The organism is Nocardia sp. NPDC051900 (genome assembly GCF_044452545.1).
In the GTDB taxonomy this organism is placed as follows: Bacteria; Actinomycetota; Actinomycetes; order Mycobacteriales; family Mycobacteriaceae; genus Nocardia; species Nocardia sichangensis.
On the sequence record NZ_JBITBU010000010.1, the window covers coordinates 23,985 to 44,341 of the forward strand.

A 20,357-nucleotide genomic window follows, 5' to 3' on the forward strand; every position below is an offset into this window, starting at 1 on the left:
GTCTACCCCGAGATCCGGATGCCGGGGTTGACGCCCCAGATCGCCAATGTCATGAACAGGTTCGCGAAAACGACCGCGATGATGCACATCTTGATCGCGCGGCCCGCGGCCACGCCGACGCCCTCGGGGCCACCGGAGGCGAAGAAGCCGTAGTAGCACTGGATGAACGTGGTGATCGCGACGAACAGGATCGCCTTGATCAGCGAATAGATGACGTCGGTCGGGACGAGGAACTGGTAGAAGTAGTGCTGGTAGGTGCCGGTGGCGGTGCCGCCGATCAGCTGCACCGTCAGCGAGCAGGAGACGTAGGCCATCGTGAGGCCGAGGCAGTAGAGCGGGATGATGGCCACCATCGACGCGAACATCCTGGTGCTGATCAGATACGGCAGCGGCCGGATGGCGATGGACTCCAGCGCGTCGATCTCCTCGGAGATGCGCATGGCGCCGAGCTGCGCGGTGAACCGGCAGCCCGCCTGAGCGGCGAAGGCCAACGTGGCCAGCAGCGGGCCGAGTTCGCGAGTCGTCGCGAACGCAGAGATCGCACCCGTGATCGGACTCAGGCCGAGCAGGTTCAGCGAGTTGTAACCCTGGATGCCGACGGTCATGCCGCCGAACGCACTCAGAATGACGACGACGCCGATGGTGCCGCCGCCGACGACGAGGTTGCCGTTGCCCCAGGTGACGTCCGAAAGCAGGCGCCACACTTCCTTGGGGTAGTGCCGCAGCGCCAGCGGGATCGAGCCGATCGAACGCAACAGGAAGAACACCTGGTGGCCGAGCCTGGCGAGCAGATCGACCGGAGCCTGCGCGGATTTCCGGAACGCCTGGAGAGGCCGCAGCAGCGGCGGTACATAGGTTGATGACACCGGCTCAGACCACCTGTGACGGGAATAGTGCGTTGTAAACCTGGGTGATGATGAGGTTCACCCCGAACAGCATGATGGCGGAGCTCACCACGGCGGAATTCACCGAGTTCGCGACACCGCCGGGACCGCCCCGGGTGTTCAATCCGGTGTCGCAGGCGATGATTGCCGCCAGCAGACCGAAAATCAGCGATTTCGCCAGAGCGACAAGCAGATCGGTGGTAACCGCGAACGAAGAGAAGGTGCCGACGTAGGAACCCGGCGTACCGTTCTGCGCGAAGATATTGAAGATGTAGCCGGTCAAGAAGCCGACGAAGACGACGAAGCCGCACAGCAGCACGCTCACCAGCATCGCCGCGCCCAGACGCGGAGCGACCAGCCTGCGCATCGGATCGACGCCCATCACCTTCATGGCGTCGATCTCCTCGCGGATGGTGCGCGAGCCGAGATCGGCGCAGACCGCGGAGCCGACGGCGCCCGCGATCATCAGCGAGGTGACCAGCGGAGCGCCCTGCTGGATGATGCCGAGGCCGTTGGCCGCGCCGATGAACGAGGTGGCGCCGACCTGCCCGGCGACCGAGCCGACCTGAATCGAGACGATGACGCCGATCGGGATGGCGACCAGCAGCGTGGGCGCCGCGGAGACGCTGGCCATGAACGCGCACTGCCGGACGAACTCAGCGAAAGGGAAGCGCCTGCGGAAAATCGAGACGAACAGTTCGGCGACAGCGGCGAAGCCCATCGTGATCTGTCTGCCGAAGGTCTCCAGCGAACGCTTGGGATGATCTTGCCAGTAAGACCTCGTCCAATCGACCGCACCACTGAACCGTGACCCTGATGGTGGACTCTCGGTCGACTGCACTGGCTAATCCTCCTCGACGCCGGTTGGTAGCCCCGGCGACTCGTTTGCTTGACGCACCTTACTACGGAGTAGTGCAGAACACACCATCCACTTGTGATCGCAGTCATAGATGTTCCTCACCGTCGCCGGAAAGCAATGGTTAGGACGCGGAACATTGGGAACGACACCAAAGTTGACCAGCCGAGATCTGGCACAAGCTACAGCCGAACTGCGGGAATGCCCGATCGCTTCCGGTCATTCGGCGAATTACTTTGGATAATTCTCATCGAAAATCGGATTTGTTTCCGGACACCAACGCGACGCCTCCTTACTATCACCGAGGCACGAACGGCCACGCGATTTTCACAATTGCGATAGCGAATCGCTATTGGGCTCGTAAGATACATCTGGTCACAGTTGTATGAAATAGGATTGAAGCCCCGAGCAGTGGGGACAACCCCGTTGTGGTGACGCGCCCGAGACCGATTACTGACACGATGGGTGCGACAGATTGATATCGTGCGGGCTTCCGACGTCTGGAGGGACATGTTCAGCAAACTCGCCAAGGTGGCCAACGCCGCCTTCGCCGTCGCCCTGGGCGCGGCGCTGCTCGGCACGGGCGCAGGGGCCGCTAACGCCGACCCGGGCCCGCCGGTGTTGGGCGGTGGATCCGGCATCATCATCGACAACCAGTTCGAGTGCACGGTCACGACGGTCGGCCACGACAACGCGGGCCGTCTGGTCGGCCTGACCGCAGGTCACTGCGGCGACCCTGGCGCACAGGTCTACGCCGAATCCGATCGGGGCTCTGGCGTGATCGGCCGGTTCGCCTACTCCAACCACGATCTCGACTACGCCGTCATCCAGTTCGATCCGGGCAAGGTCACCCCGGTGAACCGGGTCGGCAACGTCACCATCACCGGAATCGGCGCGCCCGCCAGCTTCCCGCAGATCGTCTGCAAGGAAGGGCGCACGACCGGCAACACCTGTGGTCTCGCCTGGGGTGACGTCTTCCGGACGAACGTCGAGACCTGGAGCCAGATGTGCGTGGTCGAAGGCGACTCCGGTGCGCCGGTCGTCGTCGGTACGACGCTGGTCGGCATGGTGAACGCTTACCTGGCCATCGCCTGCTTCGGTCCTGAGGTCGGGACCAACATGAGCGCGATCATGGCCGACATCAACGGGCGCGGCGGTGTCGGGGCGGGTTACATCCCGATCTGATCGCCGACGAATCCCGATGAGCGGCCCGAACGCGAGCGACGCGTTCGGGCCGCTCATTTTTCGCTGGGCGCCACCGCCGGACCCGCGACCGCGCACTGCGGCATGCAGTCGACGCTGTCCAGCGTGGGTGCGTGCCGCTCGGGACGCAGCAATACGGCGGCGAGCACCGCGCCGGTCACCAACAGCCCGGCGCTCAGCCACATCGCGGTGGCGAAGCCCTGGTCGAAGGCGGCCGGGTCACCCAGCGCGCCCGAAATGCCCGCGAGTCCGGGCAGCGCCGCCACCGCGAGCAGTTGCGCGGTGCGCGCCACGGCGTTGTTCACGCCCGAGGCGATGCCCGCCTCGCTCGCGGGCACCGCGCCGAGCACCGCACCGGTGAGCGGCGCGACCAGCGCGGCGAGCCCCAGCCCGAAGACGAGAACACCGGGCAGTACATCGGTGAGATAGGTGGTGTCGGGCCCGATGCGCTGCAACAGCACCAGGCCCGCCGCCGCCAGCAGCGGTCCCGTGGTCATCGGGATGCGCGGTCCGTGCCGCTGCGCCCAGCGCCCGGCGGGAGCCGACAGCGCCAGCATGATCAACGTGATCGGCACGGTCGCGACGCCGGACATCAGCGGCGAGTACCCCGCCACCAGTTGCAGTTCCAGCACCAACAGGAAGAACACGCCACCGAGGGCGGCGTAGACCGCGAGCGTCACGAGGTTCGCCGCGGTGAACACCCGCGAGCGGAACAGCGAGGGCGGCACCAGCGGGTGGTCGCTACGCAGTTCGATCACGACGAACGCCAGCAGCAGCGCGACGCCTGCCACGACGAGGACGGGCATCTTGTCGATCAGTCCGAGGGTCAGCGCACCGAGCGCCAGCGCCACCACCAATGCGCCGGGCACGTCGAGTTCGGGGGCGGCGTCGGGATCGTGGCTCTCGGGCACATGCCGCAACGCGACCAGCACGACCACGAGGGTCAGCGGAACGTTGAGGAAGAAGATGGAGCGCCAGCCCGCGATGTCGATGAGCCAGCCGCCGAGGAACGGGCCGAGCGCGCCCGCCACACCGCCGAAGCCGGACCACAGGCCGATCGCCGCGCCTTGATCTCGGCGATCGATGGACGAGGAGATCAGAGCCAGACTGCCCGGTGTGAGCATCGCGCCCGCGACGCCCTGCAGGATCCGGGCGGCGACCAGCAACTCTATGGTCGTCGCGACGCCGCACAGCACCGAGGCGACCGCGAAAGCCACGGTGCCCCAGACGAACACCCGGCGACGGCCGAGCTTGTCGCCGAGCGACCCGCCGAGCAGGATGAACGACGCGAGGGTCAGGGTGTAGCCGTTCAACGTCCATTGCAGCCCGGCGACGTCCGTGTCCAGCGATTCCCCGATCCGCGGCAGCGCGATGTTGACGACCGTCGCGTCGAGCGAGGCGACCGACGATCCGAGGATGGTGGCCAGCAGGATCCAACGACCGGTGCCCGACCGCAGCCGCGGTAGCTCGGTGGTGCTCACCTACCCCAACCTAGTGGCAGGCAAGCGTTGGGAAGTCCGGGTCAGAGTTCCTGGACGCAGATGACGAAACGGCGCTTGTCGTAGACGTATCCGGTGCCGCTGCCGCAGACGTTCACGTCATCGGCGCTGTCCACGCGCTTGACCACCTTGACGCCCTTCGCCGGGGAGGAACCGGTGCAGTCGATGCGCTTGGGGTCGTCACCGCCGACGTCCATGCAGCCGCCGACCACCCAGTCGATGTCCAGGCACAGCGCGCCCTGCTCGATGCCGTTGACGGTCTCGGCGTAGTAGTTGTCGGCGTCGCTGCTGCACTGCGAGCTCTTCGCCGCCTTCGCGATCACCTTGTAGTTCGACTCGCGGCTGCCGCACGACGCCTTCTCGATGGTGGCGTTGGTGGTGGTGCCGCCGAGCTTCACGCAGTCGCCGATGCTCGCGTCGAAATCGGTGTTTCCGCTCGGCTTGCTCGGCGTCGGCTTGCTGGTGCTCGGCGTCGGCCTGCCCGAGGACGGCTTCGGCGTGTTGGTCACCGACACCGCGTCGATCGTCCCGTCCACGGCAGGCTGGGCGGTACCGCTGACCGTGGAAGTGCAGCCGACCAGCGACAATCCGGCCGCGACGGCCAATCCGGCGAAAGCGAGACGACCCCAGGTCAGTTGACGAGACACGTACAGTCCTCCCGAGCTGTAACGCCGGCGAACTCACGCCCCCGTGATCCGAAGTTGCCATGCTGCGCTTGAAATACCACGCCATGAATACACCATCGACCGAGCGCACGTCGAGCCGGAGCCGGAAACGAACCGCCGCCAACGGCTCTGGGTATGGTGGGTTTCTGGTGCGAGAGGAGTCCCCGGTGAAGCTGATCAGCGCAATCGTGTGTTCGACCGCCGCGATCGGAGGCTCCCTCTTCGTTCCGGGTATGGCTGCCGCCACCGATGTGCACTGCCGATCCGAGCACGGAACCGATGTCACCCTCATCGACGGGGAGACGGCCTGCCGCGCGGCGACCGATAGCTACGGCCAGGCCCGTGCCACCGGGATCGACGGTGTGGGCTACGCCAACGCGACCTCGGGCGCGACGGCCATCGGGATCGGCGCGGCGGGAGGCGTCGGTGCGAGCGAGGGCGCGGGCGGGGTCCCCGTCGCGCTCGGTCTCGGCCCGGACGCCGTCGCCATGACCTCGACCACGGAACCGGGCATGCGGACTTTCGCGATCTCGATCGCGCTGGAAGGGTCGCGAGCGGGGGTGGAGACCGCCGAACAGACGGTCGTCTGTCTGGGCGCGGCGGCCTTCGCGTGGAATGCCGACAGCGGCGACGCGTGCCTCGCCACGCCTTTTGGGCTCTGGCGCACCCATGGAACGGGTTACCCTGGTTGACCAGCCCGGCTAACGGCGGTCAGGAGGTGACCCCATGGTTTCGGCAATGGCGGCGGACGACTTCGAACCCGCCGATTCGGCGAGCGGAAAGCTGACGGCACCGCATGAAATGCTGGTCGATCCGCGTTTCATCCGGCTGGCAGATCAGTTCTTCGGCCTGTTCGCTCAGCCTGCGCGCGGTGGCGGGGCGCTCGCGGTCTACCTCGACGGCAAGCCGGTGGTCGATATCTGGGCGGGCTGGGCGGACAAGGAGCGGCGCTGGAACGGCGATACCGTCGCGCTGACCTTCTCCACGGGCAAGGGCGTGGCCTCGACGGTCGTCCACCGCCTGGCCGAACGGGGTCTGATCGACTACGACATTCCGATGGCCGAGTACTGGCCGGAGTTCGCCGCGCACGGAAAAGACGACATCACCGTCCGTGACGTGCTCTGCCACCGCGCCGGCTTGCACCGGGTGCGCGGCCTGGTTCCCGGCCGCGAAGGCATCCTGCACTACGACGCCGTGGTCCGCGCCCTGGCCGAGAGTCCGGCGGACCCCCGGCGCATCCGCACCTCCGGCTATCACGCGATCACCTTCGGCTGGCTGGTCGCCGAACTCGTGCAACGGGCGACGGGCACACCGTTCACCGAGGTGTTGCGCACCGAGATCGCCGAGCCGCTCGGCATGGACGAGTACTGGTTCCGCGTCCCGGAATCCGAACGGCACCGGATCGCCAAGATCTACCGCCACCTCGGGCCGCCGGGAATCCGCTGGAACACCGCCTCCTCCGTACTGTCCTGGGTGCGGCCGGTGCGCGGCCTGGCCGAGGCGGGCATGCCGGAAAGCTTCGACGAACTGGTCCACGACCCCCGTGTGCACGACGCGGTGATGCCGGGCTGGAATGGCGTGTTCTCCGCGCGCGCACTGGCGCGTATGTACGGCGCGTTGGCCAACGGCGGCGTGGTCTACGCAGCCAATGCGGACCGGAAGCCGCCCGGGGTCGGCGCCGAGCAGACCGTGCGGTTCCTGGATCCGCGGACGATCGAGACGATCGGGCAGGTGCAGCCCACCCAGAGCCGGGACTACGTGCTCGGTGTGCCGATTCATTTCACACTCGGTTACCACCGCCCGGTACTGATGTCCAAGCAGCAGCCGAGGCACGCGTTCGGCCATTACGGCGTCGGCGGGTCCGGCGCGTACGCCGATCCGGATCTCCGCATGTCGATCGCGTTCGTCACCAACGGGCTCGGCAGCATGGTGACAGCGCTCGGCGACGCCAGGCTGGCGCGGCTGGCGGCGACGGCGCAGGGCACGGTGCGCAAGCACAAGCAGGCCGCGGGCTAGCTTCGAACCGCTCCGGTCGCGGCCTCGTGTTTCTCGGTATGGACGTGAGCACACCACGAACCGAGGCGGGTGCCTGCCGGGCGGGACCGCGTGTGCCGCGCGCGACCGTACTGCACGCCCTGGCCGCGGGCAGCGATTTCGATCGGTACTTCCGCTGGCGCAGGGCGCGGGAAGGCGACCCGTTCTACGTTCGATTTCCCGGCTTCGGCGCGGTGCTGTTCACCGGGACGGCCGCCGGCGCCCGCGAGTTGTTCCGCTCGCCGGCGAGGTTCTCCGAGCCGCCGCGTCCGAATCCGATCGAACCGATGGTCGGCGCCGCGTCGCTGATCCTGGCTTCGGGCGAGCGCCATCGCCGCGACCGCGCCCTGCTCACCCCCGCCTTTCACAGTGCCCGGATACGGGAGTACGGCGCCTTGATCCAGGAAGCCACCGTACGGGAGCTGGCCGGAGAGAGCGGTCAGAAGTGGGCGGCGGGTGCGCGTATCGATGCGCGGGCGGCGGCGCGAGCCCTCACGCTCCGCGTGATCACGACGGTGGTGTTCGGTGCACGCGACCCGCGGCGGCAAGCGGAGTACACCGCCGCGGTGACGGACTTCATCACCGCGTTCTCCGGGCCGTTGCTGCTATTGCCCACGCTGCGCCGCGGACTGCACGGGCACGGGCCGTGGGACCGGTTCCGCGCCGCACGCGAGCGGCTGGATCGGTTGATCCGAGCCGACATCGCACACCGGCGTCAGCATCCCGAGACACCATCCGCCGACGTGCTCGACATGTTGCTGTCCGCTTATCCCGACGATGCCGACGACGAGTTGTGCGAGCAGATACGGACCATGCTGGTTGCCGGGCACGAGACCACCGCAACCTCCCTGGTCTGGGCACTGTTCCGGCTGCACCGCGCACCCGAGACACTGGCCCGCCTGCGGCGCGAGCTCGACGACGCCGGCCGGGAGGCCGGTCCGGCGGAGCTGGCCGCACTGCCCTACCTCGACGCCGTCTGCCAGGAGACCCTGCGGCTGCACCCGCCGGTACCGATCGTCCTGCGTCGGCTGACCGAGCCGTTCGCGCTGCGCGGCGTCACGCTCGCACCGGGCCAGACGATGGGGATAGCGGTGCCATTGCTGCACTCCGATCCCGAGGTGTGGACCGACCCGGGGCGCTTCGACCCGTCCCGCTTCGCCGACCGCCGCTACCGGCCGTTCGAGTTCGCGCCGTTCGGCGGCGGCCATCGGCGCTGCATCGGCGCGACCCTCGCGGACTACGAGTTGCGGATCGCGCTGGCCACCATCCTGGCGCGGGTAAGCCTGTGGCTCGCCCCGCGGTATGCGCGCGGAAGCGTCCCGCTCTCGGTGCCGCACAATATCGCGACCGGTCCGCGTCGCCCGATTTTGTTCGACGTGGTCAGTGAGCTTCGTCACTAATCGGTTTGCCGTGAACCGTCTTTCGCGAATCGATCGACTGCGCTCCGAGGTTGTCCGGTCCGTCGTGACCGGCACATTTGCCCGCTTCGATACCCAATCAGAGCGTTTGTGACTCATGCCACAACAAGCACTGGTGCTGCATCAATCTGAAACGCGGGTGGATACGACGCGCGTCCGGACGGTAGGAATGGACGACGGGTCGGGCCGTCGATACCAGTGGGGCGCTCTTCTGGCTCCGCGCTGAAATGAAGAAATCTCGCGCGCGCGTTCGCGTGCGCGCGAGAGATGGAATGGACGAGAAACCTATGCATGCCGCTTTGCACACCGGGTCGTCGCCTGCTCCCCGCAAGGGAGCGCGGCTAGCCCGCCGGATGCGCGAGGGCGTCCTGCTGTCGGCCGCGATCGCGGCAGCCGGTGTTCTGCTCGTCGCGCCTGCTCAGGCCGAACCGCTTCCTCCGGGGATCGGCACCGGCTCGGCCGCCGCCGCTACCGAGCCCGAGCCGCAGGCGAACTTCGCTCCGCCCTCGATCAACATCGCCGACGGCGAGGTCGTCGGCGTCGCGCAGCCGATCATCATCACCTTCAAGGAACCGGTGGCCGATCACGCCGCCGCCGAGAAGGCCATCAAGATCACCGCCTCGAAGTCCGCGCCGGGACACTTCTACTGGCGCGGCGACAAGCAGGTGCGCTGGCGGCCGGACGAGTTCTGGCCGGACAACACCGACGTGCAGGTGCAGGCGGGCGGCACCACCAGCTCGTTCCGCATCGGCGACGCCTTCGTGACCACCGCCGACGACGAGACGCACACCATCACCATCACCCGCAACGGCGAGGTGGTGAAGGAGATGCCCACCTCGATGGGCAAGCCCAAGCACGAGACGCCGAACGGCACCTACATCGTCGGCGAGCAGCTGCGCAAGATGACCATGGACTCGTCGACCTACGGCGTTCCGGTCACCGACCCCGAGGGCTACAAGCTCGAGGTCGAGTACGCGACCCGCATCTCCAACAGCGGCATCTTCGTGCACGCCGCGCCGTGGTCGGTCGCCCAGCAGGGCGTCTCCAACGCCAGCCACGGCTGCCTGAACGTCAGCACCGAGGACGCCAAGTGGTTCTTCGAGAACGCGCGCCGCGGCGACCCGGTGATCGTGCAGAACACCCAGGGCGGCACGCTCAGCGCGAGTGACGGCCTGGGGGACTGGAACTAAGTTGCGGTAACCCCGCAGCGGCGCGAAGCCGAACATTACGATCAATTGCTCGAAGTAGCCGATCGTAGTGTTCGGCTTTTGCTCTACTTGGCCCGTGCGCGAGAAGTTCAGCGCGACGGCGGGCGATCGTAACCGGCTGTTTGCTCCGGTCCGTAGAGTCACCGCCGTGCGTACCAGGCCGGAGCGAGTACTGCCGCAGCCACCGGGACGCGGTCTGCGCCACCGTCCTTGGCGGGACTACGCCCTGTTCCTGGTCTTGGTGCTGCCGAATCTCGCGCTCCTGGCGCTATTCGTCTACCGGCCGCTGATCGACAACATCCGGCTGTCGCTGTTCGACTGGAACATCTCCGATCCGGTCGCCACATTCGTCGGTTTCGACAACTACCGCGAATGGTGGAGCAGGCCGGATTCCTGGGACATCGTCACCAACACCGTGGTGTTCACCCTCGCGGCGGTGGCGGGCAGCATGGTGCTGGGACTGGCGCTGGCGCTGCTGCTGGATCGGAAGCTGTTCGGCCGCAACGTGGTCCGCTCGGCGATCTTCGCGCCGTTCGTCATCTCCGGCGCCGCCATCGGCGTAGCTTTCCAGTTCATCTTCGATCCGAGCTTCGGCCTGATCCAGGACGCACTGCACCGGCTCGGCGTGCACGACGTGCCGGACTTCTACCAGAATCCGCGGTGGGCGCTGTTCATGGTGACGGTGACCTACATCTGGAAGAACCTCGGCTATACCTTCGTCATCTATCTGGCGGCGCTGCAAGGCATCCGGACCGATCTGATGGAAGCCGCGCAGATCGACGGCGCGAGCTCCTGGACGACGTTCACCAAGGTCTTGCTGCCGCAGTTGCGGCCGACCACCTTCTTCCTGTCCATCACGGTGCTGCTGAATTCGTTGCAGGTCTTCGACATCATCAACGTGATGACCCGCGGCGGCCCGCTCGGCACCGGCACGACGACCATGGTCTACCAGGTCTACCAGGAGTCCTTTCGCAATTTCCGGGCCGGCTACGGCGCGACCGTGGCCACCGTCATGTTCCTGGTGCTGCTCGTGGTGACGCTGGTGCAGGTGCGGGTCATGGATCGGGGACAGCAGTGAAAGACGTGGGCGTGCAGACGCTTTCCTATCGGCGCAGGCAGCGGGCGGTGACTCTACTCGGCTACGCGGCGATGGCATGCGTGCTGATCATCGTCGGGGTCCCGCTGTTCTGGATCTTCATCACCTCGTTCAAGGCGAGGCCCGACATCTACGTGCAGCCCGCCGTGTACTGGCCGCACAGCTGGCACCCGGAGAACTACCGGGAGGCCACCACGACGCTGCCGTTCTGGACCTTCCTGCGCAATTCGCTGATCGTCACCGGCGTCGTCTCCGCGGTGAAGTTCGTGCTCGGCGTATTCAGCGCGTACGGCTTGGTGTTCCTGCGCTTTCCGGGCAAGACGGTGGTATTCCTGGTGATCATCGCGGCGCTGATGGTGCCCAACCAGATCACGGTGATCTCCAACTACGCGCTGATCGCTCAGCTCGGCTGGCGGAACACGTTCCAGGGCATCATCGTTCCGCTCTGCGGCGTCGCCTTCGGCACCTTCCTCATGCGCAATCACTTCCTCTCGCTGCCCTCGGAAGTGATCGAGGCGGCGCGGATGGACGGCGCGAACTGGTGGCGGTTGCTCACCAGGGTGGTGCTGCCGATGTCCGGGCCGACCATGGTCGCCTTCGCGGTGGTGACGCTGGTCAACGAATGGAATGAATACCTCTGGCCCTTCCTGATGGCCGACGACACGACGGTCGCCACCTTGCCGGTCGGCCTGACCTTGTTGCAGAACACCGAGAACCCGAGCGTCACCAATTGGGGACCGGTCATGGCGGGAACCCTGCTGACCATGCTGCCGATCCTCGTGGTCTTCCTGGTGCTGCAACGCCACATGATCAAAGGCCTCACCTCCGGTGCGGTCAAGGGTTAACCGATCAAGGAGAAACCACGTGTCCACTGCACAGTTCCCGGCGCTGACCCGGCGCGGATTCCTCGGACTGACCGGCGCGCTCACGGCGGGAGCGGCGCTGACCGCGTGCGCGGGCACCGGAGGCGGCGGCAAACAGTCCGGCGACGCCAAGACGCTCACCTTCTGGTCCAACCACCCGGGCACTTCGAAGGAGCTAGAGACCGAACTCATCCGTCGCTTCCACGAGAAGTACCCCGACCTGACGGTTAACCTGGTCGACGCGGGCAAGAACTACGAAGAGGTGTCGCAGAAGTTCAACGCGGCGCTGTCGGGCGGGGATCTGCCGGACATCGTGGTGCTCTCCGACGTCTGGTGGTTCAACTACGCGCTGAACGGCACCATCGAACCGCTCGACGGCCACTTCGCCGACGCGGGCGTACGGCTGGACGATTACGTCGACTCCCTGGTCGCCGACTACCAGTTCAACGGCAAGCACTACGCACTGCCCTACGCCCGCTCGACCCCGCTGTTCTACTACAACAAGGACGTATGGAACCGGGCCGGCCTGCCCGACCGCGGCCCGCAGAGCTGGCAGGAGTTCGACGAGTGGGGCCCGAAGCTGCAGGAGGTCGTCGGCGAGGGCAAGCTCGCGCACGGCTGGGGTGACGCCAAGAACTATCTCGCCTGGACCTTCCAGGGCCCGAACTGGACCTTCGGCGGCGCGTACTCGGACAAGTGGACGCTGAAGTTCAACGACCCCGGCACCATCGCGGCGGGCACGTTCCTGCGCAACATGATCAACACCAAGAGGTACGCGGGCATCAAGCCGCAGATCGCGGTGGACTTCGGCACCGGCGTGATCGCCTCCACCATCGCCTCGACCGGCGACCTGCGCGGCATCCAGAAGAACGCCGAGGGCAAGCTGACTTTCGGCACCGCCTTCCTCCCGCATCCGAACGGACCCGGCGTCACCACCGGCGGTGCGGGCCTGGCGATTCCGGCGCGCATCTCCGACGAGCGAAAGGTGAACGCGCTGAAGTTCATCGAGTTCGTCACCAACGCGCAGAACACCGCGTACTTCTCGCAGGGCACGGGCTACATGCCGGTGCGCAAGTCGGCCGTGAACGACCAGAGCGAGCAGGACTTCCTCGCGAAGAACCCCAACTCGAAAGTCGCGATCGATCAGCTGCCGTTGACCAAGTCGCAGGACTACGCCCGGGTGTTCGTACCGGGCGGCGACCAGATCATCGGCACCGGCTTGGAGCAGATCGGTCTGCAGAACGCCGACGTGACCGCCGTGTTCGCGAACGTCACCAGTCAGCTGCAAGCGATCATCGATCGGCAGATCACGCCGAAGCTGCCGAAGTAGCGCTCGTCCCGAGGAGACCGACAAGCATGGCCACCGTGCAGTTCGAAGGCGTCACGCACCGGTATCCCGGCGCGCAGGCGCCTGCCGTCGACCAGCTCGAACTCGACATCGCCGACGGTGAATTCGTCGTGCTCGTCGGTCCGTCGGGATGCGGCAAGTCGACCAGTCTGCGCATGCTCGCGGGCCTGGAATCCGTTGCCCAAGGACGCATCCTGATCGGCGGCAAGGACGTCACCGGATTGCCGCCGCGCGCACGGGACGTGGCGATGGTGTTCCAGAGCTACGCGCTGTATCCCAACATGACCGTCGCGCAGAACATGGGCTTCGCCCTGCGCAACGCCGGCATGAACAAGGCCGACACGCTGGTGCGCGTCCGCGAGGCGGCGAAGATGCTCGAGCTCGAGCACCTGCTCGACCGCAAGCCCGCCCGGCTGTCCGGCGGGCAGCGGCAGCGCGTCGCCATGGGGCGGGCCATCGTTCGGCGTCCCCAGGTGTTCTGCATGGACGAGCCGCTGTCGAACCTGGACGCGAAACTGCGGGTGAGCACGCGCTCGCAGATCGCGGCCTTGCAGAAACGACTCGGCACCACCACGGTGTACGTCACCCACGACCAAGTAGAGGCGATGACCATGGGTGATCGGGTGGCGATGCTGCGCGAAGGCAAGTTGCAGCAGATCGCCGCGCCGCGCGTGCTCTACGACGATCCGGTGAATACCTTCGTGGCGGGATTCATCGGCTCACCGGGCATGAACCTGCTGGAAGCGCCGGTGCGCGACGGCGCGGCGGTGCTCGGCGACCTACGAATACCGCTGCCGCCCGCCGCGAGATCGCGCGCCCGGGTGGTAGTCGGGGTACGGCCCGAGTCCTGGGAGGTCACCGCGGAGCCCGCCGACGGCCTGGCGGTGGACGCCGAACTGCTGGAAGAACTCGGCGCGGAGTCGTTCGTCTACAGCCACGGCATCGCCGAGGACTGGAACAGCCGCTCCGGGAAGGTGGTCGCGCGCGTCGACCGCCGCTTCCAGGTGCGGCTCGGTGACCGGTTGTATCTTCGGCCCAGACCGGAGGACGTCTTCTTCTTCGACGCAGGGACGGAGGACCGTCTGCGCTGACCACTCGCGCGGCCGAGACGGTCCAGTCGGACCGCCTCGGCTCGAGGAACTACCAGATTTTCACGCGCTCAGCGGGTTCCAGGTACAGCGCGTCGCCGGGTTTGACATCGAACGCCTCATGGAAGCTGTCGATATTGCGCACCACCGCATTGCAGCGGAACTCCGCCGGCGAGTGCGGGTCGGTGGCGAGGCGGCGGATCGCCTCCTCCGTCCGTGCTTTCGTGCGCCACACCTGCGCCCACCCGTAGAACACCCGTTGCAGGCCGGTGAGCCCGTCGATCTCCGGCGCCGCGGCATCGCCCAGCGAGATCTTGTACGCCTGCAGCGCGATGGACAGACCGCCGAGGTCGCCGATGTTCTCGCCGATGGTGAACTGCCCGTTCACCGTGTGCTCGTCCGGCAGGTCCTTGGGGGAGAGCACGTCGTACTGCTCGATCAGCGCTCGCGTCCGCTCACCGAATTCGGCCCGGTCCTCGTCGGTCCACCAATCCACCATGTTGCCGTCGCCGTCGTACTTCGCGCCTTGGTCGTCGAAGCCGTGCCCGATCTCGTGACCGATCACCGCGCCGATGCCGCCGTAGTTGGCCGCGTCGTCGGCATTCATGTCGAAGAACGGCGGCTGGAGGATGGCGGCCGGGAAGACGATCTCGTTCATGCCCGGGTTGTAGTAGGCGTTCACCGTCTGCGGGGTCATGAACCATTCGTCGCGGTCGACCGGACCGCCGAGCTTGTTCAGATCCCGATCGTGTTCGGCCGCGTAGCCCCTGCGGTAGTTGCCGACCAGATCGGCCGGATCGATCACCACGCCCGAGTAGTCCCGCCACTTGTCCGGATAGCCGATCTTCGGGGTGAACTTCTCCAGCTTCGCCAGCGCGGCGATCCGGGTGCCCTGACCCATCCACTCCAGCTCGGCGATATTGCGGCGGTAGGCCTCCCGCAGATTGGCCACCAGCTCGACCATGCGGGCCTTGGCCTGCGGCGGAAAATGTTCGGCCACATAGATCTTGCCGACCGCCTCGCCGAGCAGGTCTTGCACCAGCCCGACGCCGCGCTTCCAGCGCTCCCGGTTCTCCTCCGCGCCCGTGAGCGTGCGGCCGTAGAAGTCGAAGTTCTCCTCGACCACCGCGTCGGTCAAATACGGCGCCCGCGCACGGAGCACCCGCCAAGCCGCCCACGCCTGCCAGTCGGCGAGCGGCTCGTCGGCCCACAGCCGCGCGAACGCGCGCAGGTAGTCCGGCTGGCGGACCACCACCTCGGCGAACAGCTCGGCTCCTGCCGCGTCGACGCCCTCGGCCAGCGCGGCCGTCCACGCGGACCAGTCGAACTCGGGGTTGTCCGCGGCCAGCGCGTCGAAGGTGGTCAGGTTGTACCTGAGTTCGGCGTCTCTGCGGCGCACCACATCCCAGTGCCCGGCGGCCAGTTTCCGCTCCAGCTCGAAGACCCGTGCGCCGACGGTGTCGAGTTCGTCCGGGAGCAGTCCGGCGACCTGCGGGTCGGCGGCGGCCAGGGCGAACATGCGGTCGATGTGCGCGATGTACTTCGCGCGGATCTCGGCGAACTCGTCCTGCCGGTAGTACGACTCGTCGGGCAGGCCGATGCCGGACTGGGTGGCGTGGGCCAGATAGCGGTTGGAGTCCTTGTCGTCGGTGTCGACGAAAACGGCGACGGCGCCCCCGACGCCGGTGCGCTGCAACCGGCCGAGCAGCGAAGCGAAAGTACCCTTGTCGCCGACCTCCGCGATCGCGGCGAGTTCGGCGGCGATCGGCGCGAGCCCGGCGGCGGCCACCGCGTCGGTGTCCATGAAGCTGGAGTAGAGGTCACCGATCTTGCGGGTCTCGCTGCCCGGTTCGGCGTCGGTCGCCGCGGCATTCTGGATGATTGCCTGGACGTCCAGCTCCGCCTGGTCGTACAGCGCGCGGAAGGCGCCGTCCACGGCCCGGTCGGCGGGGATCTGGTGGTCTGCCAGCCATTTGCCGTTGACGTGCGCGAACAAGTCGTCCTGCACCCGCACGTCCTCGTCGAGGTAGGACAGATCGATACCGGAAGGACGGGTCAGTTCGGAAGTCACGGTGTCCAGTATGCCGACAAGCGCGCGCGTCGGCCGTGCGCGACGACCTCGAACCGTCTTTCCTGGTCTGTTCGCCCACGTCGATGCGGGGAACGCGCGGAGCGTGCGGGTCCTATGTGAAGTCAGGCGGGCAAGACGACACAATCGAATTCGCCGTCGTGCGCGCCCAGCAGGAAGGCGTCCCACTCCTCCGGTGTGTAGGTGAGGGTGACTTCGCCGTGGCGCAGTGTGGTGTGGCCGTCGGCGGCGGGGTGCGCGCTCAATTCGCCATCCGATCGCCCGCGGATGCGTACCGCGTCGAGGAACGCGGTCCATTCGGCTGCGGTGACGGTGATGACGGGCTCTTCGGCATGGCGGTTTGCCGGGTCGCGGCGATATTTGCTGTCACGGATGAGCACCGCATCACCATCGAACCGGACCTCGACGCATTGATTGCCATTGTTCGATCTGGTCGATGTGAACCAGCCGGTGCGTACCGGCCGTGCGGTGATGGCCATGGGCAGGATTTTACACGCGGGAATAGCGCCTGATCAGGGCCAATGACTCCACTCTCGACAGGGATTGGTCCACCGCGCGCAGGTAGGCGAAGCGTAGATCGCGGACCAGATCCGGGTCCTCGACGGCCCCGCCGAACACCGCGCTCTCCACCCAGCCGAAGGTCGGCAGCTGCTCGCCCGCGAAGTCGATGAGGTGGAAACTGGATCCGCCGAGCACCGCGCCCGCGGTGGCCGCGAACGGGATCACGCGCACCTCGACGGTGTCGAGTTCCTCGATCAAGTCGGCCAGATAGTCCAACTGTCCGCGCAGCACGTCCGGACCTCCGGTCTGCTGTAGCAGCGTGCCCTCGCCGAAGACCGCGGTGAGTTCCACCGGGTCCGCGCCGCGCAGCCGCTCCTGGCGCCGCATCCGGATCGCCACCAGCTGCTCGACCTGGACCGGCCGGATCATCACGTCGGCGCTGATCAGCGCGCGAGCGTAGTCCTCGGTCTGCAACAGACCCGGCACGACGAGGCTGTCGTAGCTGCGGATGCTCTGCGCGCCGGATTCCATGCCGTACAGCCGTTGCAGCTCGGGTCCGATCAATGCCGAGGACTTCGCCCACCAGCCACGCTGCTTGCTGGCCTCCAGCAGGGCCAGCAATTCCACGCGCTCCTCGGCTTCCACGTCGAGCAGTTCGAGCACCGGACCGATGGTCTTGGTGGTCAGTACCCGCCTGCCCTTCTCCACGTGCGACCAGTTGGCCGGGGTGAAGCCCACCTGTCTGGCGAAACCCGCCGAGTCGAACCCGCGCTGTTCCCGCAGTTCACGCAGCCGCAGCACCAGCTCCCAGCGGGCAACGGTAGGCGAGACGGGTGCCATGTGTCGGGATGCTACGCCGACTCGGACGCGCGGGGCGGTGACTATTGTCAAGCATCTTGCCCGCGACTAGGGTCGAGACAGCGATCGATTCTTCCGAGCACGCGTCCCACCACTGCGAGGCGAGGTTGTTCGTCATGGGTATATCGCGCATCGAATCGGGCAGGCATCTCGCGTCCACGGATTTCCCGTCGATCCAGGACGCGTTCGCTCGCTGCCGTCGCTATCGCGGCGACCACGGACTGTACGGACTCGTGGACCCGATCCTTGGTCGCATCATGCTGGAAGTCGGCTCGGTCGGAGCGGTCGTGATGCCCGCGGAGTTCGGCCGCCGGGTGCTCGAGCGGCTCGCCGCCGGTCCCGAACCTCGGCCCGGCCCGGTCATCGCGCATCCACGCGCGTGCCGCTGGACCTTCCTGACCGGCCCCACCGACAACTCGTATCTGGACACCGGGCTGTTCGCCGACCTCTTCCGGATCTGCGCGTCGATCGCACTGCCGGGCAGCCACATCGTGCTGCCTTCGCCCGCCGACGAGCACGGCGGCTACCGAACCTGGGTCGTGGCGCCGGACGGCGACTTTCGCCGCGACTTCGCCGAGGTGATCGCCGCGACCCGGGCGTGCGCCTCGGCTACCGGGGCGTCGGCGCGGGTGGCGGAGTGAGGGTGACGCTGTACTTGTCCTGCAGCTTCTGATTCCACTCGCGCTCGCACTGCTCGATCTTGGACTGATCGTTGTTCGCTTTGTTCACGCAGTCCACGAAGTCCTTGCCGCCCGAGTTGATGAAGAAGTTGTAACCCACGACGGTGAGCAGCACGGCGCCGACGATGCCGAGCGCGCCGAGGACGATGCCGGTGATCGCCATGCCCATACCCCCCGCGGTGCCCGCGCGGGCCTTGAACACCGCCACGATGCCCAGGATGACCGCGAAGATGCCGCAGAGATAGCCGCCGATGATCGTCCAGAAGAACAGCAATGCGAGGATGCCGAGCACCAGCGCGGTGATCGCCAGGCCACGGCCCTTCGGCGATTCCTGCCAGTAGTCGGGCCGGCCCGGATACTGGCCGCCCGGCGGCTGCGGGTATTGCCCCGGCGGCGGGTACTGACCGGGCGGCGGGGGCGGATATTGCGACATGGACTTCCTCTCCGTCGGTGCCTCGCGATGCTCGGTCCGGACGAGGTGGTCCGGGGTGCGCGGCGGTCGCCTACTGATCGCGCTTCCCGAGGACGGATGTTAATGCGAACCGGCTACTGGGCGCCGAGCCGCGCGTGCATCTCCCAGATCAGAACTTCCGACGGCTGCCGCGCCACCACGCGTTGGCCGCCTGACCTGGTCAAACGCACCGCGTCCCCCTTATACAACGGGCCGACCCCCTCCATGTCCACCTCGCCGCGCGCTACGAACAAGTGCAGGTACGGCGCATCGGGTAGGTCGATCACTTGCTCGGCGCCCGGCTCCGCGCTCGTCATGCGCGCCACGTGCAGCGCCGAATGGCTGCTGTTGATGGCGATCGCGGTGCGATCGCGGTAGCGGGGCAGACCCGAGGCGACCGTGACCAGACCGCCTCCCGCGAGCTCGTCGTCGATTTCGAGCTGCTCGTAGCCCGGGGTCAGCCCGGGCTCGTCGGGCACCACCCACATCTGCACGAAATGCACCGGCTGCTCGTGTTCGGGAATGCGGCCGTCCAGACGCCACGAGTCGTTCTTCTCCGAATGCAGGATGCCGGTGCCCGCGCTCATGCGCTGGGCCAGGCCCGGGTAGATGACACCGCTGTGGCCGAGGGAATCCTGATGCACCAGGCTGCCACCGAGCACCCAGGTGACGATCTCCATGTCCCGATGCGGGTGGGTGTCGAATCCCTGCCCGGGGGACACGATGTCCTCGTTGTTGACCAGCAGCAAGCCGTGGTGGGTGTTGTCGGGATCGTAATGTTCCCCGAAGGAGAACGAATGCTTCGAATCCAGCCAGGAGACCCGCGTCTTCATGCGGTCGCCGCCACGGTGGACATCGATGTGTGGTGTCGTGAGTGTGGACATCATGGTCCTCCTCTCGGGACCGTGCACCGATCGCCATTCAGGGTAGGAGCACATCCGCCGCGGTACTCCGCATTCCTAGTAAATTGTGCCGCACTCGGCATTTTACGCGAGCGACCGGAAGGTGAACGGCAGGCGAGCAGAACCAACCGGTACGTCGAAACGTCGGGCCACCTCGTCGGATATCCCGGCCCGGCCCCGATTGCCAAGCGTCACAACGACAACCGGAGGTAGCGACGTGCTGGACCCCGATGACCTCGCCCTGATCGAACAGCAACTCCGCAGCGAAGCACACCGGGATGGCATCGCGCATTTCGTGGTCGGCGTCGCGGTGTTCCGCGAAGGCAGGCTTCTGGTGGTGCGCCGCGTCGCCGACGACTATCACGGCGGTATGTACGAACTGCCCGGCGGTGGCGTCGAAACCGGCGAGACATTCGCCGAGTGCGTCGAACGAGAATTGCTGGAGGAAACAGGGCTGCGGGTGCGCGCGGTCCTCGACTTCCTCGGTGGATTCGATTACGCCACCCGTACCAAGTCGAAAGTGCGGAAATACAGCTTCGTCGTGGAGGCGGAACCCGGCGATGTCGCCCTCGCGCCGGGCGAGCACGACGCGTTCGCCTGGATCGACGCGGGCACGCTCGACGAGCTGCCGATGGCGCCGGACATGCGCGCGACGGTGAGCACGCTGGTCGACCGGGTCTGAGACGCTGTCGGCGCCGACGCGCGTGGTGCGGC

At 66.9% G+C, this 20,357-nt stretch carries 20 protein-coding genes; 11 read left to right on the plus strand and 9 right to left on the minus strand.

Annotation, left to right across the window (positions count from 1 at the left end; all coding sequences use genetic code 11):
* Window positions 1–2: 2 nt before the first annotated feature.
* Window positions 3–866: an ABC transporter permease gene (locus ACIA5H_RS18545; RefSeq protein ID WP_355078859.1), complete on the minus strand. Its 864-nt coding sequence runs from the start codon at window positions 864–866 to the stop codon at window positions 3–5.
* Between the two features lie 4 nt (window positions 867–870).
* Window positions 871–1,725, minus strand: coding sequence for an ABC transporter permease (locus ACIA5H_RS18550; RefSeq protein ID WP_355078858.1), 855 nt, complete (start codon window positions 1,723–1,725; stop codon window positions 871–873).
* 525 nt (window positions 1,726–2,250) lie between these two features.
* Here ACIA5H_RS18550 and ACIA5H_RS18555 point away from each other — a divergent pair.
* On the plus strand, window positions 2,251–2,925 hold the full coding sequence (locus ACIA5H_RS18555) for a S1 family peptidase (protein WP_397076898.1): 675 nt from the start codon (window positions 2,251–2,253) through the stop codon (window positions 2,923–2,925).
* Window positions 2,926–2,978: 53 nt separating this feature from the next.
* On the opposite strand, the gene ACIA5H_RS18560 is transcribed toward ACIA5H_RS18555, so the two are convergent.
* On the minus strand, window positions 2,979–4,424 hold the full coding sequence (locus ACIA5H_RS18560; RefSeq protein ID WP_355078856.1) for an MFS transporter: 1,446 nt from the start codon (window positions 4,422–4,424) through the stop codon (window positions 2,979–2,981).
* A gap of 41 nt (window positions 4,425–4,465) precedes the next feature.
* The gene (locus ACIA5H_RS18565; protein ID WP_379249582.1) at window positions 4,466–5,089 is read right to left on the minus strand and encodes a hypothetical protein; all 624 of its coding nucleotides are present in this window, start codon (window positions 5,087–5,089) and stop codon (window positions 4,466–4,468) included.
* Between the two features lie 185 nt (window positions 5,090–5,274).
* Here ACIA5H_RS18565 and ACIA5H_RS18570 point away from each other — a divergent pair, with 185 nt between their 5' ends.
* The 8 genes from ACIA5H_RS18570 to ACIA5H_RS18605 all read left to right on the plus strand — a co-directional run bounded on the left by ACIA5H_RS18570 (window position 5,275) and on the right by ACIA5H_RS18605 (window position 14,165).
* The gene (locus tag ACIA5H_RS18570; RefSeq protein WP_379249584.1) at window positions 5,275–5,799 is read left to right on the plus strand and encodes a DUF6764 family protein; all 525 of its coding nucleotides are present in this window, start codon (window positions 5,275–5,277) and stop codon (window positions 5,797–5,799) included.
* A gap of 109 nt (window positions 5,800–5,908) precedes the next feature.
* Window positions 5,909–7,123 (plus strand): serine hydrolase domain-containing protein, encoded by a 1,215-nt coding sequence (locus tag ACIA5H_RS18575; protein WP_355078973.1) that lies wholly within the window; start codon window positions 5,909–5,911, stop codon window positions 7,121–7,123.
* A 44-nt stretch (window positions 7,124–7,167) separates the two neighbouring features.
* Window positions 7,168–8,541, plus strand: a complete 1,374-nt coding sequence (locus tag ACIA5H_RS18580; protein ID WP_397076899.1) for a cytochrome P450 — start codon at window positions 7,168–7,170, stop codon at window positions 8,539–8,541.
* Between the two features lie 305 nt (window positions 8,542–8,846).
* Window positions 8,847–9,749, plus strand: a complete 903-nt coding sequence (locus tag ACIA5H_RS18585; RefSeq protein WP_379249588.1) for a L,D-transpeptidase — start codon at window positions 8,847–8,849, stop codon at window positions 9,747–9,749.
* A gap of 166 nt (window positions 9,750–9,915) precedes the next feature.
* Window positions 9,916–10,845: a sugar ABC transporter permease gene (locus tag ACIA5H_RS18590; protein ID WP_356963207.1), complete on the plus strand. Its 930-nt coding sequence runs from the start codon at window positions 9,916–9,918 to the stop codon at window positions 10,843–10,845.
* Between the two features lie 71 nt (window positions 10,846–10,916).
* The gene (locus ACIA5H_RS18595) at window positions 10,917–11,708 is read left to right on the plus strand and encodes a carbohydrate ABC transporter permease (protein WP_355078969.1); all 792 of its coding nucleotides are present in this window, start codon (window positions 10,917–10,919) and stop codon (window positions 11,706–11,708) included.
* 19 nt (window positions 11,709–11,727) lie between these two features.
* Window positions 11,728–13,056, plus strand: a complete 1,329-nt coding sequence (locus tag ACIA5H_RS18600) for an ABC transporter substrate-binding protein (RefSeq protein WP_397076900.1) — start codon at window positions 11,728–11,730, stop codon at window positions 13,054–13,056.
* A 26-nt stretch (window positions 13,057–13,082) separates the two neighbouring features.
* Window positions 13,083–14,165, plus strand: a complete 1,083-nt coding sequence (locus ACIA5H_RS18605; protein WP_397076901.1) for an ABC transporter ATP-binding protein — start codon at window positions 13,083–13,085, stop codon at window positions 14,163–14,165.
* 49 nt (window positions 14,166–14,214) lie between these two features.
* Here the strand turns inward: ACIA5H_RS18605 and ACIA5H_RS18610 are convergent, their stop codons facing one another.
* From ACIA5H_RS18610 to ACIA5H_RS18620, 3 genes are all read right to left on the minus strand, one after another.
* Window positions 14,215–16,233, minus strand: coding sequence for a M13 family metallopeptidase (locus ACIA5H_RS18610; protein ID WP_397076902.1), 2,019 nt, complete (start codon window positions 16,231–16,233; stop codon window positions 14,215–14,217).
* Window positions 16,234–16,355: 122 nt separating this feature from the next.
* A complete protein-coding gene (locus ACIA5H_RS18615) occupies window positions 16,356–16,730 on the minus strand; it encodes a DUF397 domain-containing protein (protein ID WP_397076903.1) in 375 nt (124 codons plus the stop codon).
* 10 nt (window positions 16,731–16,740) lie between these two features.
* A complete protein-coding gene (locus ACIA5H_RS18620) occupies window positions 16,741–17,592 on the minus strand; it encodes a Scr1 family TA system antitoxin-like transcriptional regulator (RefSeq protein ID WP_355078847.1) in 852 nt (283 codons plus the stop codon).
* 134 nt (window positions 17,593–17,726) lie between these two features.
* Here ACIA5H_RS18620 and ACIA5H_RS18625 point away from each other — a divergent pair, with 134 nt between their 5' ends.
* Window positions 17,727–18,251: a hypothetical protein gene (locus tag ACIA5H_RS18625; protein ID WP_397076904.1), complete on the plus strand. Its 525-nt coding sequence runs from the start codon at window positions 17,727–17,729 to the stop codon at window positions 18,249–18,251.
* On the opposite strand, the gene ACIA5H_RS18630 is transcribed toward ACIA5H_RS18625, so the two are convergent.
* Complete coding sequence (locus ACIA5H_RS18630; RefSeq protein WP_356963215.1) at window positions 18,220–18,723, minus strand: DUF4190 domain-containing protein; 504 nt, start codon at window positions 18,721–18,723, stop codon at window positions 18,220–18,222. The genes ACIA5H_RS18625 and ACIA5H_RS18630 overlap by 32 nt on opposite strands.
* A gap of 113 nt (window positions 18,724–18,836) precedes the next feature.
* Window positions 18,837–19,625: a pirin family protein gene (locus tag ACIA5H_RS18635; protein WP_355078967.1), complete on the minus strand. Its 789-nt coding sequence runs from the start codon at window positions 19,623–19,625 to the stop codon at window positions 18,837–18,839.
* A 235-nt stretch (window positions 19,626–19,860) separates the two neighbouring features.
* Between ACIA5H_RS18635 and ACIA5H_RS18640 the strand changes: the two genes are divergently transcribed.
* The gene (locus tag ACIA5H_RS18640) at window positions 19,861–20,325 is read left to right on the plus strand and encodes an NUDIX domain-containing protein (protein WP_397076905.1); all 465 of its coding nucleotides are present in this window, start codon (window positions 19,861–19,863) and stop codon (window positions 20,323–20,325) included.
* The last annotated feature ends 32 nt before the right edge of the window (window positions 20,326–20,357 follow it).